We start from the raw sequence: 20,483 nt of genomic DNA, 5'->3' as shown, positions 1-20,483 counted from the left end.
GTGCTCCCCATCGTGGTCGCGATGCCCCATCATCCCGATGCCGAGATCGCGACTCCGCTCACCACGACCGGGTCGATCCGCACTCGGCGATGCCCGAGTTCGAACGGGCGCTGGTGCAGCTGAGCGCGGTCTGACCCCGGAGCCGGTCTCAGTCTTCGGGTTCGCCCGAGAGGATGCCGCGCAGCCAGTCGCGTGCCTCGACGAACACGTCGTCGGAGTAGCGGTCGGGGTACTGCACGATCTGCCGGTCGGCCCGGGGGTACGACCCGAGGAAGACCACGCGCGGGCTGAAGCGACGGATGCCGAGCAGGGCGTCGGCCATGCGCTCGTGCTCGATGTGACCGTCGGCGTCGATCACGAACCGGTAGCGACCGAGCTCGTCGCCGATCGGACGCGACTCGATGAGCGACAGATTGATGCCGCGGGTCGAGAACTGCTCGAGCATCTCGAGCAGGGATCCGGGGTGATCGTGCGGCAGCTCGACGATCAGCGAGGTCTTGTCTGCGCCGGTCGGGGCCGGTGCAGAGGTGGTGCGGGTGACGAGCACGAAGCGGGTCACTGCCTGCGCGTTGTCGCCGATGTCGGAAGCGAGCACGTCGACGTCGAGGTGCTTCACGATGCCGGGGGCGGCGATGGCCGCCTGCGCGGGCAGGGATCCGTCGAGCACGCCGATCGCCGAGGCGACGTTGCTCGCCGCGGGAACGTGCGAGTGCGAGGGCACGTTCGCTCCGAGCCAGCCGTGGCACTGCGCGTAGGCGACAGGGTGGGCCGCGATCACCTGCACGTCCGCCAGGGTCGTGCCTCGGGGTGCCACGAGCACGAAGTTCACCGGCACCAGGTATTCGCCGATGATCCGCAGGCCGGGCAGCGTGGCCAGAGCATCCTGCGTGGTCGAGACGCCGCCCTCGATCGAGTTCTCGATCGCGATCATGGCCGCGTCGCTGCGGCCCTCGAGCACGTCCGCGAAAGCCTCGCCGACGTTGTGCACGGCCCGCCAGTCCTGGCCTCGCGCTTCGGCGACCTGTTCGAGCGCCGCTTCGGTGAATGTTCCGGCGGGGCCGAGATAGCTGTAGGTGCGGCGTTCAGTCACGCGTTTCACCTTAGGGCACCGGTGGGCGCCCAGAAGATGCGCGGATGCCGAGATGGGGGCAGACTGTCTGCATGACGAGCCGTGCCGGCCTACCAGCCGAAGAATCCGATCTGATCGATGTCGACGAGCTGATCGCCGCTTACTACGATCGCATTCCCGATCCCGGCGTCGCCGCCGAGCGGGTCGCGTTCGGGACGAGCGGTCATCGCGGGTCATCGCTCACCAAGAGCTTCAACGAGAACCACATCCTGGCCACGACCCAGGCGATCGTCGACTACCGCGCGGCGCAGGGCATCACCGGCCCTCTCTTCCTCGGTCGTGACACGCACGCCCTGTCGCTGCCTGCCGAGCGCAGCGCCATCGAGGTGCTGGTCGCGAACGGCGTCGACCTCCGCGTCGACTCGCGCGACGCGTGGGTGCCGACCCCGGCGCTCAGCCACGCGATCCTCACCTTCAACCGCGACCTCGCACCGGATGCCGCCGGCCGCGCCGACGGCATCGTCGTCACCCCGTCGCACAACCCGCCGCGCGACGGCGGCTTCAAGTACAACCCGCCGCACGGCGGACCGGCAGACACCGACGCGACCGGCTGGATCGCCGACCGCGCCAACGAGCTGATCGCCGGTGGCCTGGTCGAGGTCAAGCGCGAGCGTTTCGCCGACGTCGACTGGGATTCGCTTCCGGGCTACGACTTCCGCGATGCCTACGTTCGCGACCTGGCGACCATCATCGACATCGACGCGATCCGCACCGCCGGTGTGCGCATCGGGGCCGACCCGCTCGGTGGGGCGTCCGTCGAATACTGGGCGCTCATCAAGGAGGTCTACGACCTCGACCTGACCGTCGTGAATCCTGAGGTCGACCCGACGTGGCGCTTCATGACGCTCGACTGGGACGAGAAGATCCGCATGGATCCGTCATCCCCCTCGGCGATGGCCTCGCTCGTCGCCAAGAAGGGCGACTACGACGTCCTCACCGGCAACGATGCGGATGCCGACCGACACGGCATCGTCACCCCGGATGCAGGGCTGATGAACCCGAACCACTACCTCGCGGTCGCGATCGACTACCTGTTCTCGCACCGCGCCGAGTGGCCGCGCGACGCCGCGATCGGCAAGACGCTCGTGTCGTCGATGATCATCGACCGCGTCGCCGAGTCGCTCGGACGCCGCCTGCTCGAGGTGCCCGTCGGCTTCAAGTGGTTCGTGCCAGGGCTGCTCGACGGCTCGGTGGCCTTCGGCGGCGAGGAGTCGGCCGGAGCATCGTTCCTGCGCAAGGACGGCACGGTCTGGTCGACCGACAAGGACGGCATCCTGCTGTGCCTGCTCGCGGCCGAGATCATCGCCGTGACCGGCAAGACGCCGTCGGAGCGATACGCAGAGCTCGAGCAGGCCTTCGGCTCGTCGGCGTACCAGCGCGTCGACGCCCCGGCGACGCCCGCGCAGAAGGCGACACTCGGCAAGCTGGCCCCGGATGCCGTCTCGGCGACGTCCCTGGCCGGCGAGGAGATCACCGCCAAGCTCTCGCACGCCCCGGGCAACGGCGCGGCGATCGGCGGCCTCAAGGTGCAGACCGAGCACGCCTGGTTCGCGGCCCGGCCCTCGGGCACAGAAGACGTCTACAAGCTGTACGCCGAGAGCCTGCGCGGACCCGAGCACCTCGCCGAGGTGCAGGCCGAGGCTCGTGCCGTGGTGTCGGCCGCCCTCGGCGGCTGACCCGGCCACCTTTCCGTCTGTCTTCTGCCCCCGCACGTCGCGCGTGCGGGGGCAGAAGTGCATCCGGGAGCAGGCGCAGGCGCAGGCGCAGGCGCAGGCGCAGGCGGGGTCACTTTCGCACCCGAAACGGCCGATCCCGATGCGAAACTGACCCCGCCTGGCATCCCCGATGCGAAACTGACCCCGCCTGGCATCCCCGATACGAAACTGACCCCACCTGGCGGACGCGATACGCAGGCCGGGTCGAAACACACACCCGGCGCGGATGCGGGGTCAGAAGCGCACCCGAACCAGCGATTTCGGATGCGGTTTCGACCACCGCAGACCGTGACTGCGCGCCATCCGGGGTTGCACGGACGTGCGTGGTCAAAGAACCACCGGACACCGCGGTTCGGATGCGGTTTTGACCACCGCAGCGCGATCGGATGCTGCGCGAGGGCCGCCCCGAAGAGCGGATGCCGCAGACGAGCGCGATCGGATGCTGCACGAGGGCCGCCCCGAGAGCGGATGGGGCAGATGGGGCAGATGCGGCAGACAGCGACCGGTCAGGCCGACCGGGCGAGCGCCGCGCCGGCCTCGCGCAGCCAGCGGGCGGGGTCGGCGAGGGCAGCATCCGACGATCCGGCGATGTCGGTGAGAGATGCGGATGCCGCGAACAGCGCCACATCGGAGTCCGCGGTGATGCGCCCGGCCGCGAGCAGCGCAGTGGCGCCGGTGGATGCCGCGAGGCCCGCGATGAACGAGGGCACCTTGCCGTCGCCGGACTGACCGTCGTACGAGCCCTCTCCCGTGATGACGACGTCGGCGTCGGCGATCGCGTTCGCGAGTCCGATGAGCTCTGCCACCTCGGCGGCTCCGGGAGCGAGCGTCGCTCCCCAGACGACGAGCGCACCACCCGTGCCTCCGGCGGCTCCGGTGCCGGGCAGTGCGGGGTCGAGGTCGAGCAAGTCGGCGAGCTGGGCGAGCCCGGCATCCACCTGTGAGAGCTCGGAGGCGTCGAGACCCTTCTGCGGCCCGAACACAGCTGCGGCACCCCTAGGGCCGACGAGCGGGTTGGTGACGTCGGTGAGCACGCGCACCTGAGGCGCGGTGCGCAGGGCGCTCAGGTCGACGGATGCGATGTCGGCGAGTCCGCGCGCACCGCGGGCGACCGGCTCACCGGATGCATCGAGGAATCGCGCGCCGAGCGCTGACAGCATCCCGGTGCCGCCGTCGGTCGACGCGCTCGATCCGATGCCGACCACCAGTCGTGTGACGCCGCGGTCGAGGGCCGCGGCGATCGCCTGGCCGAAGCCGGTCGTGTCGGCGTCCCACGGGCGCAGGTCGTCGAGCAGTTCGATGCCCGAGGTCGAGGCGAGGTCGACGACGCCGGTGCCGCCCGGGGAACCCGCCGATACGGGCAGCAGCAGCCAGCTGGTCTCCAGCGGCACGCCCGCAGGCCCGTCGACGACCACCGGCATGCGCCGTGCCCCCGGCACGGCCGCGGCGAACGCGGCGACGGTGCCTTCGCCTCCGTCGGCCATCGGGCGGTGCACGAACGTCGCGGTCGGGTCGACCGACGACCAGCCTTCGGCGAGGGATGCCGCAGCATCCGCCGCCGTGATCGTGCCCTTGAAGCTGTCGGGTGCCAGCACGACCCTGGTCATCAGGAGATACCGGGGGTGCTCGACCGCACGATGACCTCGAGCAGCAGCGCCGCCTGCTGCCAGTCGGCGTCGACCGTCGCGCGGAAGGCCTGGTAGCCGACCTCGCTCAGCGGCACTCGCACCGTGGTGAGCGCCGGGGTGACGTCGCTCGACGACGGCACATCGTCGAAACCGCAGACAGCGATGTCGGATCCGATCTCGCGACCTGCGTCGCGGATCGCCGACATGGCTCCGATCGCGACGACATCGCTCATGCCGAACACGAGAGTGCCCGGCTCGACGCCGTCGGCGACCGCCGCCGACATCGCCTGCACACCCGATTCCCTGCGGAAATCGCCGCGGATCAGCCGATCGATCGAGCCTCCGCCTGATTCGAAACCTGCGCGGAACCCGGCGAGACGCTCGTCTGAGGTGAGCACTCCCTCGGCCGCGCCGATCGCGATCGCCGAGCGATAGCCGAGCGACGCCATGCGGCGGCCCAGCGCCTCGGCACCGGCGCGGTTGTCGATCTCGACGTGGCGGTTCTCTGCGCTGCCGGCCCCGAACGTGACCACCTGCCCGCCGAACCGGGCGTACTCGGCCAACTCGCGCGAGGTGTCGGAGTCGGTCGGCTCGTTCGTGCGCGACGCGGCGAGGATCAGGCCCTGGGGCCGCTGTCCGCGCAGCGCTCGCACGATGCGTGCCTCCCGGGCCGGGTCGCGCTCGGTGATCGCGATAGTGACGACGAGACCCTGCTCGTCGGCTCCGCGGGCGACGCCGGCGGCGATGAGTCCGAAGTAGGGGTCGGCGATGTCAGCGACGAGCAGTGCGATCACGGGCGAGCTGCCGCGAGCGGTGGCCTGCGCAGACGCGTTCGCGGTATAACCCAGCTCGGCCGCCGCCTGCTCGACGCGCTCGCGGAAGGACTCGGCGACCTTGCGCTCGGATCCGTTGAGAACGCGGGATGCTGTGGCGAGCGAGACCCCGGCCTCGCGGGCCACGTCGTGCAGGGTCGGGGCCGCACCTCGCGAGTGCCGCGGCTGACGCACGCGGGAAGGGCTTTCCTGCTGACTCATGCCCTGAGCATACTGTGCGGTGCGGGCGACGCCGAGGAGCGGTGGGCGACGGCATCCCGAGTGCAGACGTGCATCTCGGCCCTAGAGCGAAAGGTACGAGCGGAGCGTCGCCGCCTCGCCGCGCAGCATCGCCGGATCATCACCGGGCACGAACTCGAGCAGAGCGTCTCTCGGGGGTGTGGGCGCAGACTGCGCCTCTCCGAAGAATCGGGTCCAGAGGGCGTCCCGTGCCCGCAGCGGAAGCCTGTCGTGATCGGGCCACCACGAGAAGACGTGCGCGGCACTCACCTGATCTGCGACCGCGCGATATTCGTCGAGCACTGCGTCGACCGAGGCACCGACAGTGGGCTGCCAGTAGGTGCTGAGCGTCGGCCTCGCCACCTCTGCGAGCACCCGGAGGGTCGTCGGCGCGGTGTCGGCGAGCGTTCCCGAGTGGAACTCGAGCGCGAGCGAGATGCTCCGGGCGTGCGCCTCGTCGACGGCATCCTGCAGTCGGGCGACCGTTGACGCCCAATCCTGCGGTGCGGCCTCGTCGGATCCGACCGGCCCTGCCCAGACGCGCACGCGGTCGACACCGAGAGCCTCGGCGGTGTCGAGCACAGGAGTGATCGGCTCCTCGGCGCCGGCGCGGAAGTACGAGCCGTAGGAGCAGCACACGAGCCCGGCATCCGCCGTCAGCTTCGCCACCCTCGACGCCTGCTCGACGTCGCCGGCCGGCACATGCACGTCGGCACCCCACTCGATGACCTCGAGTCGTGCCTCGGCTGCGAGCTCGACGACTCGTTCGGCGCTCAGCGACCGGAAGGTCACCGAGCAGAGTCCTGGGCGGATCGTTGTCATGGGGTCATCCTCTCAAGGGGCTGCGCCGGTGTCTCGGGGGTTGCGCCCGGCGGCTCGCGTCGGGTCGGCAGCCCGTACCGTCTGCAGGACCGAGGCACGGATGCCGGACCAGAAACCGCGTTCCGGTCCGGCATCCGTGCTCGAGTCCTGCAGGTGGCACGCAGGTGGTGCGCCAGCACCGACGTCCGAGGCCGGGCCGTCAGCGCAGGTGCGGCGAGACTGCGGCCCCGAAAGTCTCGGCCGTGCGCCGCACGACGTTCTCGGGAGCATCCGCCCAGATGTCGGCGTTGAAGATCTCGACCTCGATGTCGCGGTCGTACCCCGTCTCGATCACGGCGCGGGTGAGCGAACCGAAGTCGATCACGCCATCGCCCGGGTAATGGCGCGACAGCAGCACGTCTGCGGCGAGCGGGGTCTTCCAGTCGCACACCTGATAGGTCGCGATGCGGCCCTCTCGACCGGCGCGCGCGATCTGCTCGAGCACCTGCGGATCCCACCAGATGTGGAACGTGTCGACCGCCGCGCCCACCACGTCGGCGTCGAAGTCGGCGGCGATGTCGAGCGCCTGGCCGAGCGTCGACACGACGGCCCGGTCGGACGCGTACATCGGATGCAGCGGCTCGATCGCCAGTGTCACCCCCGCCGCCTTCGCGTCGGCCGCGAGCACGCCGATCGCGTCACGCACACGTTCACGCGCGCCGATCAGATCACGAGAACCGGCAGGGATGCCGCCGGCGACGAGCACGAGCACCGCGGTCGACCCATCGGCACCGGCGGCCGCGAGGGCCGCGGTCTCTTCGATCGCGCGGCGGTTGTCGTCGAGTGCCGCAATGCGCTCGGGCCCCTCTGGGAGGGTGAAGAAGCCGCCGCGGCAGTGCGTCGTGAATCGCAGCCCCGAATCGGCGAGCATCCGCGCGGCTACGTCGAGTCCGACCTCGTTCACGGGTTCGCGCCACAGACCGATCGCCTGGATGCCGGCATCCGCCGTCACCCGCAGCGCGGTCGCCAGGTCGGCGTGCTTGATCGTGGCCTGGTTGATCGACAGGCGGGGATCGACGGTCACAGTGCCACGCTCCCTGTATCGACGCCGTTCAGGCGCAGCATCCCGTGCCAGCGCTCGCGCGCGAGCTCGGGGTTCTCCAGCGCGAGCGACGCGTTGGCCAGCTCGACGATGCGGCTCAGGTGCACGAGGCTCCGCGCCGAGTGCAGGCCGCCGACCATCTGGAACGCGGGCTGGTGCCCGTTGAGCCACGCGAGGAAGGCGACACCCGTCTTGTAATAGAACGTCGGAGCGGCGAACACCTGACGGCTGAGCTCTTCGGTCGGTCCGAGGATCTCGAGGTAACGGGCGGGGTCTCCGGCATCCAGCGCCTGGATCGCTGCCGACGCCACCGGAGTGATCGCCGCGAACGCACCGAGCAGCGCGTCGGAGTGGCCATCGCCCTGGCCCACCGTGTCGCCGCCGATGAGGCCGACGTAGTTGAAGTCGTCGCCGGTGAACATGCGCACGCCCTCAGGCAGGCGCTCGCGCACCGAGATCTCGGACTCGGCGTTCAGCAGGCTCATCTTGACGCCGGCGATCTTGTCGGGGTTCTCGGCGATGACATCGAGCAGCACAGCGGATGCCGTCTGCCAGTCGTGCGCGCCAAAGTATCCGGCGAGCTCGGGATCGAAGGCGGTGCCGAGCCAGTGCAGCACGACCGGCACCGTGGCAGACGAGAGCACCTCGCGGTAGACACGACGGTAGTCGTCGGCATCCGTCGCCACCCTCGCGAGGTGACGCGAGGCCATGAGAACCGGACCCGCGCCCTGCTCCTCGGTGAAGTGCAGCTGCTCTGTGTAGGCGTCGATGACCTGGTCGAGCGAGATGTGCGAGTCGGCGACGTGGTCGGTGTTGACGCCGACCACGACCGAGCCGCCCTCTTCGCGCGCGACCTCGGCGCTGCGGGCGATGAGCTCACGGGTGGCCGCGGCATCCAGACCCATGTTGCGCTGCGCGGTGTCCATGGCGTCGGCGACGCCGAGGCCCCACGAGTACACGTTGCGGCGGAACGCGAGCGTCGAGTCCCAGTCGATGTCGGCCGGCTGCCCCGGGGTGTTGTCGGCGTGCACCTTCGGCACGACGTGGGCCGCGGCGTAGGCGACGCGGCTCTGCAGCGGCGAGGACGGGCGGGTGTACCCGCCGCCCTCGTGCAGCTCGGCATCCGTCACCGCGCCTGCGGCGTCGAGAAGTCGGAGGGTGCTCATGCTCAGCCCAGCGTCAGCGGAGAGAGCGCGACCTTGCGGCCCTCGGCGCTCGAGGTCAGACCGGCCTCGGCGAACTGCACGCCGCGTGCACCCGAGAGCAGGTCGAAGGGGTACTTCGTGCCCTCGACGAACGAGACCAGGTACTCCTCCCACTGCTGACGGAATCCGTTGAGGAAGACGTCGTTCGTGGGCACGTTCTGCCAGTCGGCGTCGTAGTCGTGGCTGTCTTCGAGGTCGGGGTTCCACACCGGCTTGGGCGTCGCGTTGCGCGGCTGGATCTTGGCTCCGAAGAGTCCGACCACGGCGGACCCGTGCGTGCCGTCGACCTGGAACTCGACGAGCTCGTCGCGGTTCACGCGCACCGTCCAGCTGGAGTTGATCTCGGCGATGATGCCGCCCTCGATCTCGAAGATGCCGTATGCGGCGTCTTCGGCGGTTGCGGTGTAGTGCTCGCCGTTCTCGTCCCAGCGGTCGGCGATGTGCACGGCTGCCTGCGCGTAGACGCTCTTGACCTCGCCGAACAGGTTCTCGAGCACGTAGTTCCAGTGCGGGAACATGTCGACGATGATGCCGCCGCCGTCTTCGGTGCGGTAGTTCCAGCTGGGGCGCTGCGCGGGCTGCCAGTCGCCCTCGAACACCCAGTAGCCGAACTCGCCGCGCACCGACAGGATGCGACCGAAGAAGCCCGAGTCGATCAGGCGCTTGAGCTTCTGCAGCCCGGGGAGATAGAGCTTGTCATGCACGACACCGGTCTTGATGCCTGCCTCGTCGGCGAGACGGGCGAGCTCGAGGGCCTCGTCGAGAGACTCGGCGGTGGGCTTCTCGGTGTAGATCGCCTTGCCGGCCGCGATCGCCTTGCGGATCGCCGAGGCGCGGGCCTTGGTCACGAGGAAGTCGGCGTAGATCTCCCACTTCGGGTCGGCGAGTGCCGCGTCGAGGTCGGTCGTGTAGTCCTCGATGCCGTGCTTGGCTGCGAGCTCGGCGAGCTTGGCCTCGTTGCGGCCGACGAGCAGCGGCTTCACCGTGACGCGGGATCCGTCGGGCAGCTCGATGCCGCCTTCTTCGCGGATCGCGAGGATCGACCGCACGAGGTGCTGCCGGTAGCCCATGCGTCCGGAGACGCCGTTCATGATGATCCCGATCTCGCGGGTCGTCGCCTGTGACATTGCTGATCCGTTCTCTTCTTTCAGATCCCGCACCTTCTGCGGGGAAACTCGTGTGTGCGATCCTGCGCGGGTAAGCGCTTTCCGTCAGCATGCCATGCCGCGGCCCGGTGCGCAAGAAGAGCTGGAAAACGCTCTCCTCGGTTGCGGTGCGCGAGTTTTCGCCGGACTCGTGCGCTCGGGGCCAATCGCGCATCGGAATCAGCCGTCTCCGGTGCGCAAATGACCCCGCACCGCGGGCTCGTGCATGCGGGGTCAATTCCGCATCCGAATCAGCCGTCCCCGGTGCGCAAGTGACCCCGCACCGCGGACTCGGCGACAACCCACTGCCCGCCGAGCGGTGCAGCAGGCTCCGGACGATGCGCGGCTCTGATGCGACACCCGCGTCCGCCCGAGATGCCGAGAAGGTCAGCGAGATACCAGAAGATCGCGAGCTCCCGCGCCGTGCGGGGTCAAAAGCGCATCCTCCGTGTCAGGCGGGGTCAATTGCGCATCCGAAACGGGCGTTTGCGATGCCTTATTGGCCCCGCAGCGCGAGCCGGATGCGTTCTTGACCCCGCGGCTCGACCCCGCGGCGCGAGGCAGGGTGCGGAGCCGGCTCAGCGGGTGCTGGCGCGGTCGATAAGGAGGGTCGGCACCACAGCGGATGCGGCGGGCTCGTCCGTGCCCTCGATCTCGGCGACGAGCAACCCGACAGCCCGGTGGGCGAGCGCCGTGAAGTCCTGGCGGATCGTCGTCAGCGGCGGGCGGTAGTTCGCGGCATCCGGCACGTCGTCGAAGCCGACGACGCCGACGTCTTCGGGAACCCGACGCCCCGCCTCGGCGAGCGCGCGCAGCAGTCCCAGCGCCATCTGGTCGTTGGCGCAGAAGACGGCGGATGCTGCGCGCAGCGCCTCTCCGGCGACGAACCCGGCCTCGGCCGTCCAGTCGCCGCGGACGACGGTCGGGGGCTCGATGCCCGCATGCGCGAGCGCCTGCCTCCACCCCCGTTCCCGCTCGGCCGCCGCGAACGAGTCGGAGGGCCCGGCGAGATGGTGTACGGTCTCGTGTCCGAGGCCAAGCAGGTGGGCGGTCGCCGCAGCCGCGCCACCCACGTGGTCGCTGTGCACGACGGCGAGTTCGGCTGACGCCGGCGCATCGACCACGACCAGTCGCAGACCGGCCGGGCGCTCGGCCGCGGGCACCAAGGCCGAGGCCTCGTTCAGCACGATCGCCCCGTCGACCTCCTGCTCGGCGAGCCGCTCGAAGGCGTCGGCGACGCTGTCGCCCGCCGTCACCAGCGTGAGCGCATAGCCACGTTCCGCCGCCGCCTCGGCGGTGGCCTGCAGCATCCGCGAGTTGCCGACGGTCGCGAGAGTCGTGACGACGAGTCCGATGGTCTGCGAGCGGCCGGTGCGCAGCGCCCGCGCGGCGCGATGCGGCCGGTATCCGAGCTCGGCCATCGCCGTCTCGACGCGCTCACGGGTGACGGGGTCGACGCGCGGGCTGTCATTCACGACGCGCGAGACGGTCTGTCCTGAGACGCCGGCCCGTGAGGCAACCATCGCCATCGACACTCGGCCCGATGCGGGTCGACGGCGGCGCGGACGGTCGAGGCCGAGCGCGAGGTCGTCGTCGTTCACCGGCATCCTCCACCCCTCACTCGGTCCACAGTCATTCTCAGCCCGCCCACAACTCCGGAATGTTGACGTTACCACGGCGATGTGCGTACCATGTTTACGTGAACACGCACGAATTGCCTGAGTTGCGAACCGAGACCCTCTCCGCCGGAATCACGAAGCGCGCGACCACGCTCGCCGACGGCCGCGAGCTGATCTACTTCGACGACCCCGACACGACGCTCGGTGCCGAGCGCGCCGTCGACTCCCGCACGCTCGACGCCCGCGGCGAGACCGCCACGATGCGCCTCGACGTGCTGACGGGCGACTGGATCACTGTCGCCGCGAACCGCCAGAACCGCGTGATGATGCCGAGCGCCGATGCCGACCCGCTCGCACCGCAGTCGCCGACCAACCCGTCTGAGGTGCCGTCGCTCTACGACGTCGCCGTGTTCGAGAACCGCTCGCCCGCGTTCGGCCCCGCCCTGTCCGTGGCCACCGGCACAGCCCCCGAAGCGAGCAACCCTCCGCGGGGACTCGACGACCTCAGCGCTCTGGGCCTCGGTCGCACCCGCACGTCTGTCGGTCGCTGCGAGGTCGTCTGCTTCAGCCCCGAGCACACCGGATCGTTCGGCACGCAGTCGGTGACCCGCGCCCGCACCGTGATCGAGGCCTGGGCCGACCGCACCGCAGCGCTCTCGAAGCTGCCGGGTATCGAGCAGATCTTCCCGTTCGAGAACCGCGGCGAAGCCATCGGCGTCACGCTCCCCCACCCCCACGGCCAGATCTACGCCTACCCCTACGTGACGCCGCGCACCACGCGTCTGCTCGACTCGATCGACCGCACCGCACCCGACCTCTTCCAGCACATCCTCGAGTCCGAGCAGGCGTCCGAGCGCGTCGTGTTCCGCGGCGAGCACTGGACGGCGTTCGTGCCCTTCGCCGCGCGCTGGCCCCTCGAGGTGCACCTGATGCCGCACCGGCACGTGCCCGACTTCGCCGAGACGACGGATGCCGAGCGCGACGAGCTCGCTCCCCTCTACCTGCGTCTGCTCCGAGGCGTCGACGCGCTCTACGACACCCCGACCCCTTACATCGCCGCCTGGCACCAGGCTCCGGTCAACGTCGGCCGCGACAGCGTGCGGCTGCACCTGCAGCTGACGAGCCCCCGCCGGGCCGCCGACAAGCTCAAGTTCCTCGCCGGCTCCGAGGCCGCCATGTGGGCCTGGGCGGCCGAGGTCACCCCCGAACAGGGCGCCGCCCGCATCCGCGAGGCCATCGCGAAGGCAGACGCCGCCCACGCATCCGCCGACACCGCAGACACCACAGACGAGGCATCCGCATGACCACCACCATTGAGGCCGCGACGACTCTCTTCACCGACCTCACCGGCCGCGCACCCGACGGCGTCTGGTCGGCGCCGGGGCGAGTGAACCTGATCGGCGAGCACACCGACTACAACGACGGCTTCGTGCTGCCGTTCGCGATCCCGCACCGCACGTACGCGGCCGTCGGGGTCCGTGACGACGACCTCGGCCGAGTGCGCGTCGCGTCGACCTTCGCCGATGAGCCGGTCGAGGTCGCCGTCGACGAGCTCGACGAGCTCTTCCCCACCCCGTCGGGCACCGCCCCCGGTGTGCCCGAATGGGCCGCGTACCCGCTCGGCGTCGCCTGGGCGCTGCGTCAGGCCGGTGCTCAGGGTGCGGGCCTCGACATCGCGATCACCTCTGACGTGCCGGTGGGCGCAGGACTCTCGTCGTCGGCCGCGATCGAGAGTGCCACGGCAACCGCCCTCAACGACCTCTGGGCCGCCGGACTCGACCGCACGGCCCTCGCCCGGGTCGGCCGCCGAGCCGAGAACGAGGCCGTCGGAGCCCCGACCGGCATCATGGACCAGATGGCCTCGATGCTCGGCGAGCCCGACTCGGCGATCTTCCTCGACTGCCGCTCACTCGACGCCAACCTCGTGCAGGTCGGCATCGCCGAGGCCGGCCTCGCGATCCTCGTGATGGACACGCGCGTCAAGCACGCGCACTCCACCGGCGGCTACGGCGAGCGCCGCGCCGCTTGCGAGCGCGGCGCCGCGATCATGGGCGTGCCGAGCCTGCGCGATGTCTCGGTCGACGACCTGCCCCGCGCCGAAGAACTGATGGACGACGTGACCTTCCGTCGGGTGCGTCACGTGGTCACCGAGAACCAGCGCGTGCTCGACACCGTGAAGGTGCTGCGCGAAGAGGGCCCCCGCTCCGTCGGCGACCTGCTCGTGGCCTCTCACGCCTCGATGCGCGACGACTTCGAGATCTCGGTCCCCGAGCTCGACACGGCGGTCGAGGCCGCCCTCGCCGCCGGCGCGCTCGGCGCCCGGATGACCGGTGGCGGGTTCGGCGGAGCCGCGATCGCCCTCATCGAGCAGGATGCCGTGCATCAGGTGTCGGATGCCGTGAACGCCGCGTTCGCCGCATCCGGGTTCGCAGCCCCGGTGATCTTCACCGTCACCCCGTCGGCCGGAGCGCACCGCGACGCCTGACCGGGTCAGGGTCCGCTGATCGCGACCTGAGATACTGAACACTTCACCACCCTGAGGAGCACAATGTCCTGGATCGTGACCGGCGGCGCCGGCTACATCGGCTCGCACGTCGTACGCGCCCTGGCGGATGCGGGCCTCACGCCCGTCATCCTCGACGATCTCTCGAGCGGCGTCGCGTCGTTCGTGCCCGAGGGCGTGGCCTTCGTGCAGGGCAGCATCCTCGACCGCGACCTCGTCGAGAAGACGCTCCGAGACCACCACGCCGAGGGCGTCATCCACGTCGCCGGATACAAGTACGCCGGAGTCTCGGTGCAGCGTCCGCTGCACACCTACGCGCAGAACGTCGAAGGCACCCGCGTGATCCTCGAGGCCATGGAGGCCGCAGGCGTCGCCAACATCGTGTTCTCGTCGTCGGCCGCCGTGTTCGGCACCCCCGATGTGGCGCTCGTCGTCGAAGACACCGCCAAGAAGCCGGCCAGCCCCTATGGCGAGTCGAAGCTGATCGGCGAATGGCTGCTGCGCGACCAGGCGATCGCGACCGCCGAGTCCGCCACGCCGCTGCGTCACACGTCGCTGCGCTACTTCAACGTGGTCGGTTCGGCCGACCCGACCGTCTACGACGTGAGCCCTCACAACCTCTTCCCGATCGTGTTCGAGAAGCTCATCGCGGGCGAGACCCCGCGCATCAACGGTGACGACTACGACACCGAAGACGGCACCAACGTGCGCGACTACGTGCACGTCGGCGACATCGCCGCCGCCCATGTCGCCGCCGCCCAGCGGCTCGCCACCGGCGAGCCGATCGAGGCGGCATACAACCTCGGTTCGGGTGACGGCCTCAGCGTGAAGCAGATCATGGATGCCATGGCACGCGTCACCGGCATCGACTTCACCCCCGAGATCGGCCCCCGCCGCCCCGGCGACCCCGACCGCATCGTCGCGACCGGAGAGCTCGCCGCGCGCGACCTCGACTGGAAGATGCGCTACACGGTCGACGAGATGGTGCGCACGGGCTGGGAGGCGCGTCAGGCCGCGTCCTGACGTCAGAGGTCTCGCGTGCGGCCTCAGAGGTCTCGCGTGCGGATCGGGTAGGCCCAGAAGCACAGCCACGCGAGGGCGGCGAAGACGAGCGGAACCACCGCGACCATCACGCGGATGCCGCCGTCGACCGCCTCCGGCTGCGCATCGCCGAGCGACGCGTCGAAACCGGATGCCGTGAGCACGGCCGCTGCGACGACGGCCTGCAGCACGACCGAGCCGCGCACCACGAAGCCGTTGACGCCGAAGTAGACGCCCTCTCGGCGATGTCCGGTGCGGGTCGCATCATCGTCGATGATCTGCGCGAGCACCACCTCGAGCAGCTGCAGCAGACCACCGACCCCGACGCCCACTGCGACCCCGACGAGAGCAGCGGAGAGCACGGTCGACGGCACCAGATAGCCGAGCACGGCGATGCCGAAGACCGCGACGCTCCACAGCAGCGCCGTGCGGGGCGAGGTGCGGCGCACGACCGCGCTCCACAGCACGATCGACGGGATGGCAGTCACGAAGATCGCGCCCAGCAGCAGGCTGGCCTCGCCCTCGGCGGCGCCCAGCGAGTAACGCACGTAGAACGGCAGGGCGGCGAGGATGACGGCGATCGACGTCTGGATGAGCAGTGAGCCGAGCACGTAGGGCACGAACGCGCGGTTCGCGAATGTGTACTTCAGCTGGTCGCGCCATCGCATCGGCTCGGATGCCGCCTCCGCCACCGGGCGCTCGATCATGCCGCCGAAGAACGACCACACGAGCAGCACGAGGCAGACAGTCGAGAGCACGATCGCCATGCCCGGCCAGCCGATCGACCCGTAGAGCGCGGGCGCGCCCGCGGTGCCGAGCACGATCCCGAGGATCGCGAAGATCTGGCGGGGCACATTGCCGCGCGCCCGCTCGTCGGTCGTGCGGAAGATCTCGGGGAACAGCGCCGATATGTTCAGCACCACCACCACGAACGCGACGTCGTACACCGCGACGACGATCAGGAACCACACGATCAGTCCGGCGGTCGGCAGCTCCGGCGGCATCCACACCAGCGCGAAGGCGACGACGAGCGGCACGATGCCGAGGCCGATCCAGGGGATGCGGCGGCCCCACGGCGTGCGGATGCGGTCGGACAGCGCGCCCACGACGGGGTTGAGCACCGCGTTCAGGATGCCGTGCGCGATCATCGCCGCGGCGACCCATCCCGGTGCGACGCCGAGGTGCGTGACGTAGAAGTAGACGACGAAGGCCGAGAAAGTCTGCGCCATGAGCTGCGTCGGGAACCCGGAGGCTCCGAACGCGATCATCTGCGCCCCGGTCGGAGCGTCGTCGAGCCGTCGGTCGCGCAGCCGCGTCGCCATCGAGCTCATGCGTGCCGACTCCGCTGCAGATCGCGCAGGTCGCGCCAGCCCACTCGCACGAGTCCTTCGTCTGCGAACGCCTGCAGCACCACGGGGTCGGAGAGCAGGCGAAGCTCGTGCCCGCGCTTGGCGGCGGCGAAGTCGACGGCCGCGCGCAGCTCGTCGTCGTCGACCATCGGATGCAGGTAGATCTCGGTCACCCCGGCCGGAACAGCGCGGAGCAGCGCTATGAAGCCGTCGCGTACCTGCTCGTACGATTCGCCGGGGATCTCTTCGAACGGATGGCTCCACAGCCGGTCGATGATCTCGACGCCGAGGGAGTCGGCTGCGGCCGATGCCTCTGCGAGCTTCGTCTGCAGCGCGGCGTCGTCGCCCGTGCCCTCCATGCTGCGCGGCAGTCGGAACGGCAGTCCATTGCGGGCGGCGAGCTCGAAGACCGGGCCGAGGAAGTCCCTCCCGGTGAGCAGACCGTAGACCGATCCCATGTGGTTGTCGAGGTGCGTGACGTCGACACCGGCATCCAGTGCCGCCTGCAGCTGCGCCGCGATCTCGGCGGTGACGTCGGCGACCGTCGCGAGCTCTTCGATGGCCAGGACGCCTGCGGGAAAGTACCCGCCTCCGTCGACGAGAGTCGTGGCCGTGCCCGTGAGCGGTCGCCAACGGTAGTCGGTCCACTCGCTCGTGAGCACGAGGTGCACTCCGACGTCGAGGTCGGTGCGCGAGGCAGCGAACGCCATCGCCTCAGGCGCCCAGGCGCACGGCACCATGAGTGTCGTCGAATCGACGTGGCCTGCATCCAGCAGCCCGATGATCGCCGTGTTGGCCGCGTGGCACATGCCGAAGTCGTCGGCATTGATGATCACGGCCCTGGCTCCCGGTGCGAGGCCGAGGCGATCCGCGAGGTCTGAGCTCATCTTCGGGTCCTGTCCGATGGGGGAAGCAGCCGGGCGAAGACCGAGGCCCGAAGGGCGGACGCCGCCTCGCCGACCGCGCCGACCAGCGGCGCCTCCGGACCGAACGACGAGACCACCAACGTGAGCGGCAGTTGAGGAGCGAGTTCTTCCGCGAACTCGGCTGCCGCACGGGCGAAGGCGGGATGCGCGGCTGTGCCGCCGAGCAGAAACGCCTCCGGGTCGATCACAAGCGCGATGCTGCCGGCGATCAGTGTGAGCCGGCGCCCCATCTCGGCTGTCATGGCGAGAGCGGCCGCGTCGCCGGTCCACGCGGCGTCGAGGTGCTGGTCGATCGTCTCGTCGGGGTCGCGTCCGTGGGCGAGCGCGAGGTCGCGCACGACGGCGTCGCCGAGCACCGGAGCGCCGATCGGCAGCGGGCTCTGCGGCAGATACATGACCTCGCCGGCGACACCCGAGAATCCACGGTGCAGGGATCCGTCGATGACGATGCCGGCTCCGAGACCGTCGTCGAGGACCAGCAGCGCGAAGCTGCTGAGTTCCGCGCCGGTGCCTTCGGAGAGCTCGGCGAGCGCCGCGAGGTTGACGTCGTTCTCGACCCGCACCGGGCAGTCGAGCCGTGCGGCCAGTCCGTTCTTGAACGCGCCGCCGTCTGGACCCTGGTGGTCGCGGATGCCTCCGTCGGCGGTGACGATGCCGGGGATGCCGACGACGGCGAGCAGCAGTGGCCCGTTCACCGTGCGGAGACACGCGTCGACCAGCCCGGCGATGTGCTGCACCCGGTCACCGCGCGGGGGGAATGCGGCGTGAGTCTCGGCTCGCACTGCCCCTGTCGGGTCGACCAGTGCGACATGGGCCGCGTGGGCGTCGACGTGCACGGCCGCGGCGAACCCGAGCTGCGGATGCAGTGCGACGCGCCCCGCTGCCGGTCCGCGGGTGTCACGATCGACCCCGGCTGCGGCGACGGCCGACGAAGCCTCGAGCATTCGCAGCACCTGGGTCACCGCCGTCCGCGACAGACCTGTCTCGGCGACGAGTTCAGCGCGGGTGAGCGGGCCCCGGCGCGCGAGCGTCTCGAGGATCGCGCGGCCGTTGAGCGTTCGAAGCAGGGTCTGGGGCCCCGCGAGTGGTCGTGCCAAGATGATCCCCCCGGATTCGACGTGCGGCCAGCTTGACACATCGCGTCATACGTGTCGAGGAATCCGGGCCCCTATCTGCGTCCCGTCACACGACCGACTCGGCTTCTAGAGTGATCGGATGACGACTCTGCTGATCCGTGACGGTGCCCTGGCCGATGCCGACCAGATCGCTGAAGTGCATGTGCGCTCGTGGCAGGCGGCATATCGCGGCCTCATCGACCAGGAGATCCTCGATGGCCTGTCGATCTCCGATCGCGCTGACGGCTGGCGACGGAACATCTCCTCCCCGCTGCCCACGATCATCGGCATCCTGGTCGCGGAGCGCGAAGGCAGGGTCATCGGCTGGACGTCGTTCGGCTCAGGTCGCGAAGACGAGGGCGCCGGCGACGGTGAGATCTACGGCATCTACGCCGACCCTGCAGAGTGGTCGACCGGGGTCGGGCGCGCGTTGCTCACGGGGGCCGAGCAGCGGATCACTGCCGCCGGGCACACGCGGGCGTACCTGTGGGTGCTCGACGGGAACGAGCGCGCCGATGCCTTCTACGGCCGCCACGGCTGGGAGCTCGACGGCGCGCGCAAGCTCGAGGAGCGACCGGACATGAGCCTGCGGGAGCACCGCCGGGTCAAGCGCTTCACCGACTCCTGACCGACTTGCGAACCGCGTTCAGTCGAGCGCCGACATCACGTGCTTGATGCGCGTGTAGTCGTCGAAGCCGTACTGCGAGAGGTCCTTGCCGTAGCCCGAGTGCTTGAACCCGCCGTGCGGCATGTCCGAGACGAACGGAATGTGCGTATTGATCCACACGCAGCCGAAGTCGAGGTCGCGCGAGAAGCGCATCGCGCGGGCATGGTCGGTCGTCCACACCGATGACGCCAGCGCGTAGGGCACGTCGTTCGCCATCTCGAGCGCCTGCTCGTCGGTGTCGAACGACTGCACGGTGAGCACCGGGCCGAAGATCTCGCCCTGCACGGCCTCGTCGTCCTGGTGCAGACCCGACACGATCGTCGCCTCGAAGAAGTAGCCCTTGTCTCCCTGACGCGAGCCGCCGGTCTCGATCTTCGCGTGCGCGGGCAGCCGGTCGACGAAGCCCTGCACCTGGGCGAGCTGAGCCGCGCTGCTGAGCGGGCCGTAGAGCACCCCCTCCTCGTGCGGGCTGCCGGTGCGAGCATCCGCCTTCGCCTTCTCGACCAGCGCCGCGACGAACTCGTCGTGCACCGACGAGTGCACGAGCACGCGGGTCGCTGCCGTGCAGTCCTGCCCGGCATTGAAGAACGCTCCGGTGACGATGCCGGACGCCGCCTTGTCGAGGTTCGCGTCGGGGAAGACGACCGCGGGGGCCTTGCCGCCGAGCTCGAGGTGCACCCGCTTGACGTCGTTCGCCGCCGACCGCGCGACGGCCATGCCGGCGCGCACGGATCCCGTGATCGCGACCATCTGCGGAGTCGGATGCTCGACGAGCGCCACACCGGTGTCGCGGTCGCCCAACACGACGTTGAGCGTGCCGGCGGGCGTGTGCAGCGCGACGATCTCGGCGAGCAGCAGCGTGGTCAGCGGCGTCGACTCGGCCGGCTTGAGCACGACGGTGTTTCCTGCGGCGAGCGCCGGAGCGATCTTCCACACGGCCATGTTCAGCGGGTAGTTCCAGGGGGTCACCTGCCCTATCACTCCGATCGGCTCTCGGCGCACGAACGACGTGTGTCCGGCGAGGTACTCCCCCGCCGCGCGGCCTTCGAGGCTTCGGGCGGCACCGGCGAAGAACCGCAGCTGGTCGATCGACTGCAGGATCTCGTCGGTGACGAGGCTGGCCCGGGGCTTGCCGGTGTCCTTCGACTCCAGGTCGGCGAACTCCTCGGCCCGCGCCTGCATCTCGTCGGCGATGCGGAACAGCGCGAGCTGGCGGTCGGCCGGGGTCGTGTCGCGCCAGAGCGGGAACGCAGCGGATGCCGCGGCATACGCCGCGTCGACGTCTGAGGTGTCCGAGACCGGCAGCTCGCCATACGTCTCCTCGGTCACGGGGTCGATGAGCGGCATCCGCCCCTGCCCGCCCACGGGAACGTACTGCCCGCCGATGAAGTTCTGAAGGAGTTCTGTGGCCATGGTCGCCATGTTAGCGATCGGAGTACGATTACAGAAGAGCCAGCCGCCCTGAACGATGGAATCAGTTGCTAGA

Annotated in this window: 17 protein-coding genes; 5 read left to right on the top strand and 12 right to left on the bottom strand. The window is 69.9% G+C overall.

Annotated features, from left to right (window positions below):
* Positions 1 to 148: 148 nt before the first annotated feature.
* Positions 149 to 1,099: a prephenate dehydratase gene (gene pheA, locus RQG82_RS07270; RefSeq protein ID WP_311258434.1), complete on the bottom strand. Its 951-nt coding sequence runs from the start codon at positions 1,097 to 1,099 to the stop codon at positions 149 to 151.
* A gap of 62 nt (positions 1,100 to 1,161) precedes the next feature.
* Between pheA and pgm the strand changes: the two genes are divergently transcribed.
* The gene (gene pgm / locus RQG82_RS07265) at positions 1,162 to 2,805 is read left to right on the top strand and encodes a phosphoglucomutase (alpha-D-glucose-1,6-bisphosphate-dependent) (protein WP_311258433.1); all 1,644 of its coding nucleotides are present in this window, start codon (positions 1,162 to 1,164) and stop codon (positions 2,803 to 2,805) included.
* A gap of 545 nt (positions 2,806 to 3,350) precedes the next feature.
* Here the strand turns inward: pgm and RQG82_RS07260 are convergent.
* From RQG82_RS07260 to RQG82_RS07230, 7 genes are all read right to left on the bottom strand, one after another.
* Positions 3,351 to 4,451: a glycerate kinase gene (locus tag RQG82_RS07260; protein WP_311258432.1), complete on the bottom strand. Its 1,101-nt coding sequence runs from the start codon at positions 4,449 to 4,451 to the stop codon at positions 3,351 to 3,353.
* A complete protein-coding gene (locus RQG82_RS07255; RefSeq protein ID WP_311258431.1) occupies positions 4,451 to 5,506 on the bottom strand; it encodes a LacI family DNA-binding transcriptional regulator in 1,056 nt (351 codons plus the stop codon). Before RQG82_RS07255 ends, RQG82_RS07260 begins: the two co-directional genes overlap by 1 nt.
* 81 nt (positions 5,507 to 5,587) lie before the next feature.
* Complete coding sequence (locus RQG82_RS07250) at positions 5,588 to 6,346, bottom strand: TIM barrel protein (protein ID WP_311258430.1); 759 nt, start codon at positions 6,344 to 6,346, stop codon at positions 5,588 to 5,590.
* A gap of 199 nt (positions 6,347 to 6,545) precedes the next feature.
* Positions 6,546 to 7,409: a sugar phosphate isomerase/epimerase family protein gene (locus RQG82_RS07245; protein ID WP_311258429.1), complete on the bottom strand. Its 864-nt coding sequence runs from the start codon at positions 7,407 to 7,409 to the stop codon at positions 6,546 to 6,548.
* Positions 7,406 to 8,593: a dihydrodipicolinate synthase family protein gene (locus RQG82_RS07240; protein WP_311258428.1), complete on the bottom strand. Its 1,188-nt coding sequence runs from the start codon at positions 8,591 to 8,593 to the stop codon at positions 7,406 to 7,408. The genes RQG82_RS07245 and RQG82_RS07240 overlap by 4 nt, the downstream gene beginning before the upstream one ends.
* 2 nt (positions 8,594 to 8,595) lie before the next feature.
* A complete protein-coding gene (locus RQG82_RS07235; protein WP_311258427.1) occupies positions 8,596 to 9,759 on the bottom strand; it encodes a Gfo/Idh/MocA family oxidoreductase in 1,164 nt (387 codons plus the stop codon).
* Positions 9,760 to 10,355: 596 nt separating this feature from the next.
* Positions 10,356 to 11,306 carry a LacI family DNA-binding transcriptional regulator gene (locus tag RQG82_RS07230; protein WP_311258805.1) on the bottom strand — a complete coding sequence of 317 codons (951 nt, stop codon included), beginning with the start codon at positions 11,304 to 11,306 and terminating at the stop codon, positions 10,356 to 10,358.
* Between the two features lie 170 nt (positions 11,307 to 11,476).
* Between RQG82_RS07230 and galT the strand changes: the two genes are divergently transcribed.
* From galT to galE, 3 genes are all read left to right on the top strand, one after another.
* Complete coding sequence (gene galT, locus RQG82_RS07225) at positions 11,477 to 12,700, top strand: galactose-1-phosphate uridylyltransferase (protein ID WP_311258426.1); 1,224 nt, start codon at positions 11,477 to 11,479, stop codon at positions 12,698 to 12,700.
* On the top strand, positions 12,697 to 13,881 hold the full coding sequence (gene galK / locus RQG82_RS07220; protein WP_311258425.1) for a galactokinase: 1,185 nt from the start codon (positions 12,697 to 12,699) through the stop codon (positions 13,879 to 13,881). Before galT ends, galK begins: the two co-directional genes overlap by 4 nt.
* Positions 13,882 to 13,944: 63 nt before the next feature.
* On the top strand, positions 13,945 to 14,922 hold the full coding sequence (gene galE, locus RQG82_RS07215) for a UDP-glucose 4-epimerase GalE (protein WP_311258424.1): 978 nt from the start codon (positions 13,945 to 13,947) through the stop codon (positions 14,920 to 14,922).
* 23 nt (positions 14,923 to 14,945) lie between these two features.
* Here the strand turns inward: galE and RQG82_RS07210 are convergent, their stop codons facing one another.
* The 3 genes from RQG82_RS07210 to RQG82_RS07200 are packed head-to-tail and all read right to left on the bottom strand — an operon-like array spanning position 14,946 to position 18,312.
* A complete protein-coding gene (locus tag RQG82_RS07210) occupies positions 14,946 to 16,271 on the bottom strand; it encodes an MFS transporter (protein WP_311258423.1) in 1,326 nt (441 codons plus the stop codon).
* Complete coding sequence (locus RQG82_RS07205) at positions 16,268 to 17,176, bottom strand: polysaccharide deacetylase family protein (protein ID WP_311258422.1); 909 nt, start codon at positions 17,174 to 17,176, stop codon at positions 16,268 to 16,270. The genes RQG82_RS07210 and RQG82_RS07205 overlap by 4 nt, the downstream gene beginning before the upstream one ends.
* A complete protein-coding gene (locus RQG82_RS07200; protein WP_311258421.1) occupies positions 17,173 to 18,312 on the bottom strand; it encodes an ROK family transcriptional regulator in 1,140 nt (379 codons plus the stop codon). The genes RQG82_RS07205 and RQG82_RS07200 overlap by 4 nt, the downstream gene beginning before the upstream one ends.
* Before the next feature lie 118 nt (positions 18,313 to 18,430).
* Here RQG82_RS07200 and RQG82_RS07195 point away from each other — a divergent pair, with 118 nt between their 5' ends.
* Entirely contained in the window at positions 18,431 to 18,958 is a 528-nt protein-coding gene (locus RQG82_RS07195; protein ID WP_311258420.1) for a GNAT family N-acetyltransferase, read from the top strand.
* A gap of 18 nt (positions 18,959 to 18,976) precedes the next feature.
* On the opposite strand, the gene RQG82_RS07190 is transcribed toward RQG82_RS07195, so the two are convergent.
* Positions 18,977 to 20,410 (bottom strand): gamma-aminobutyraldehyde dehydrogenase, encoded by a 1,434-nt coding sequence (locus RQG82_RS07190; protein WP_311258419.1) that lies wholly within the window; start codon positions 20,408 to 20,410, stop codon positions 18,977 to 18,979.
* Between the last annotated feature and the right edge of the window lie 73 nt (positions 20,411 to 20,483).

The sequence above is a fragment of the Microbacterium sp. WCS2018Hpa-9 genome, assembly GCF_031843745.1.
In the GTDB taxonomy this organism is placed as follows: Bacteria; Actinomycetota; Actinomycetes; order Actinomycetales; family Microbacteriaceae; genus Microbacterium.
This window is presented reverse-complemented; position numbering and strand designations above follow the sequence as displayed.

Coding starts and splice junctions, on each gene's coding strand:
- pgm (WP_311258433.1), top strand. CDS start 1,162: ATGACGAGCCGTGCCGGCCTACCAGCCGAAGAATCCGATCTGATCGAT.
- RQG82_RS07260 (WP_311258432.1), bottom strand. CDS start 4,451: ATGACCAGGGTCGTGCTGGCACCCGACAGCTTCAAGGGCACGATCACG.
- RQG82_RS07255 (WP_311258431.1), bottom strand. CDS start 5,506: ATGAGTCAGCAGGAAAGCCCTTCCCGCGTGCGTCAGCCGCGGCACTCG.
- RQG82_RS07250 (WP_311258430.1), bottom strand. CDS start 6,346: ATGACAACGATCCGCCCAGGACTCTGCTCGGTGACCTTCCGGTCGCTG.
- RQG82_RS07240 (WP_311258428.1), bottom strand. CDS start 8,593: ATGAGCACCCTCCGACTTCTCGACGCCGCAGGCGCGGTGACGGATGCC.
- RQG82_RS07235 (WP_311258427.1), bottom strand. CDS start 9,759: ATGTCACAGGCGACGACCCGCGAGATCGGGATCATCATGAACGGCGTC.
- RQG82_RS07230 (WP_311258805.1), bottom strand. CDS start 11,306: ATGGCGATGGTTGCCTCACGGGCCGGCGTCTCAGGACAGACCGTCTCG.
- galK (WP_311258425.1), top strand. CDS start 12,697: ATGACCACCACCATTGAGGCCGCGACGACTCTCTTCACCGACCTCACC.
- galE (WP_311258424.1), top strand. CDS start 13,945: ATGTCCTGGATCGTGACCGGCGGCGCCGGCTACATCGGCTCGCACGTC.
- RQG82_RS07210 (WP_311258423.1), bottom strand. CDS start 16,271: ATGAGCTCGATGGCGACGCGGCTGCGCGACCGACGGCTCGACGACGCT.
- RQG82_RS07205 (WP_311258422.1), bottom strand. CDS start 17,176: ATGAGCTCAGACCTCGCGGATCGCCTCGGCCTCGCACCGGGAGCCAGG.
- RQG82_RS07195 (WP_311258420.1), top strand. CDS start 18,431: ATGACGACTCTGCTGATCCGTGACGGTGCCCTGGCCGATGCCGACCAG.
- RQG82_RS07190 (WP_311258419.1), bottom strand. CDS start 20,410: ATGGCCACAGAACTCCTTCAGAACTTCATCGGCGGGCAGTACGTTCCC.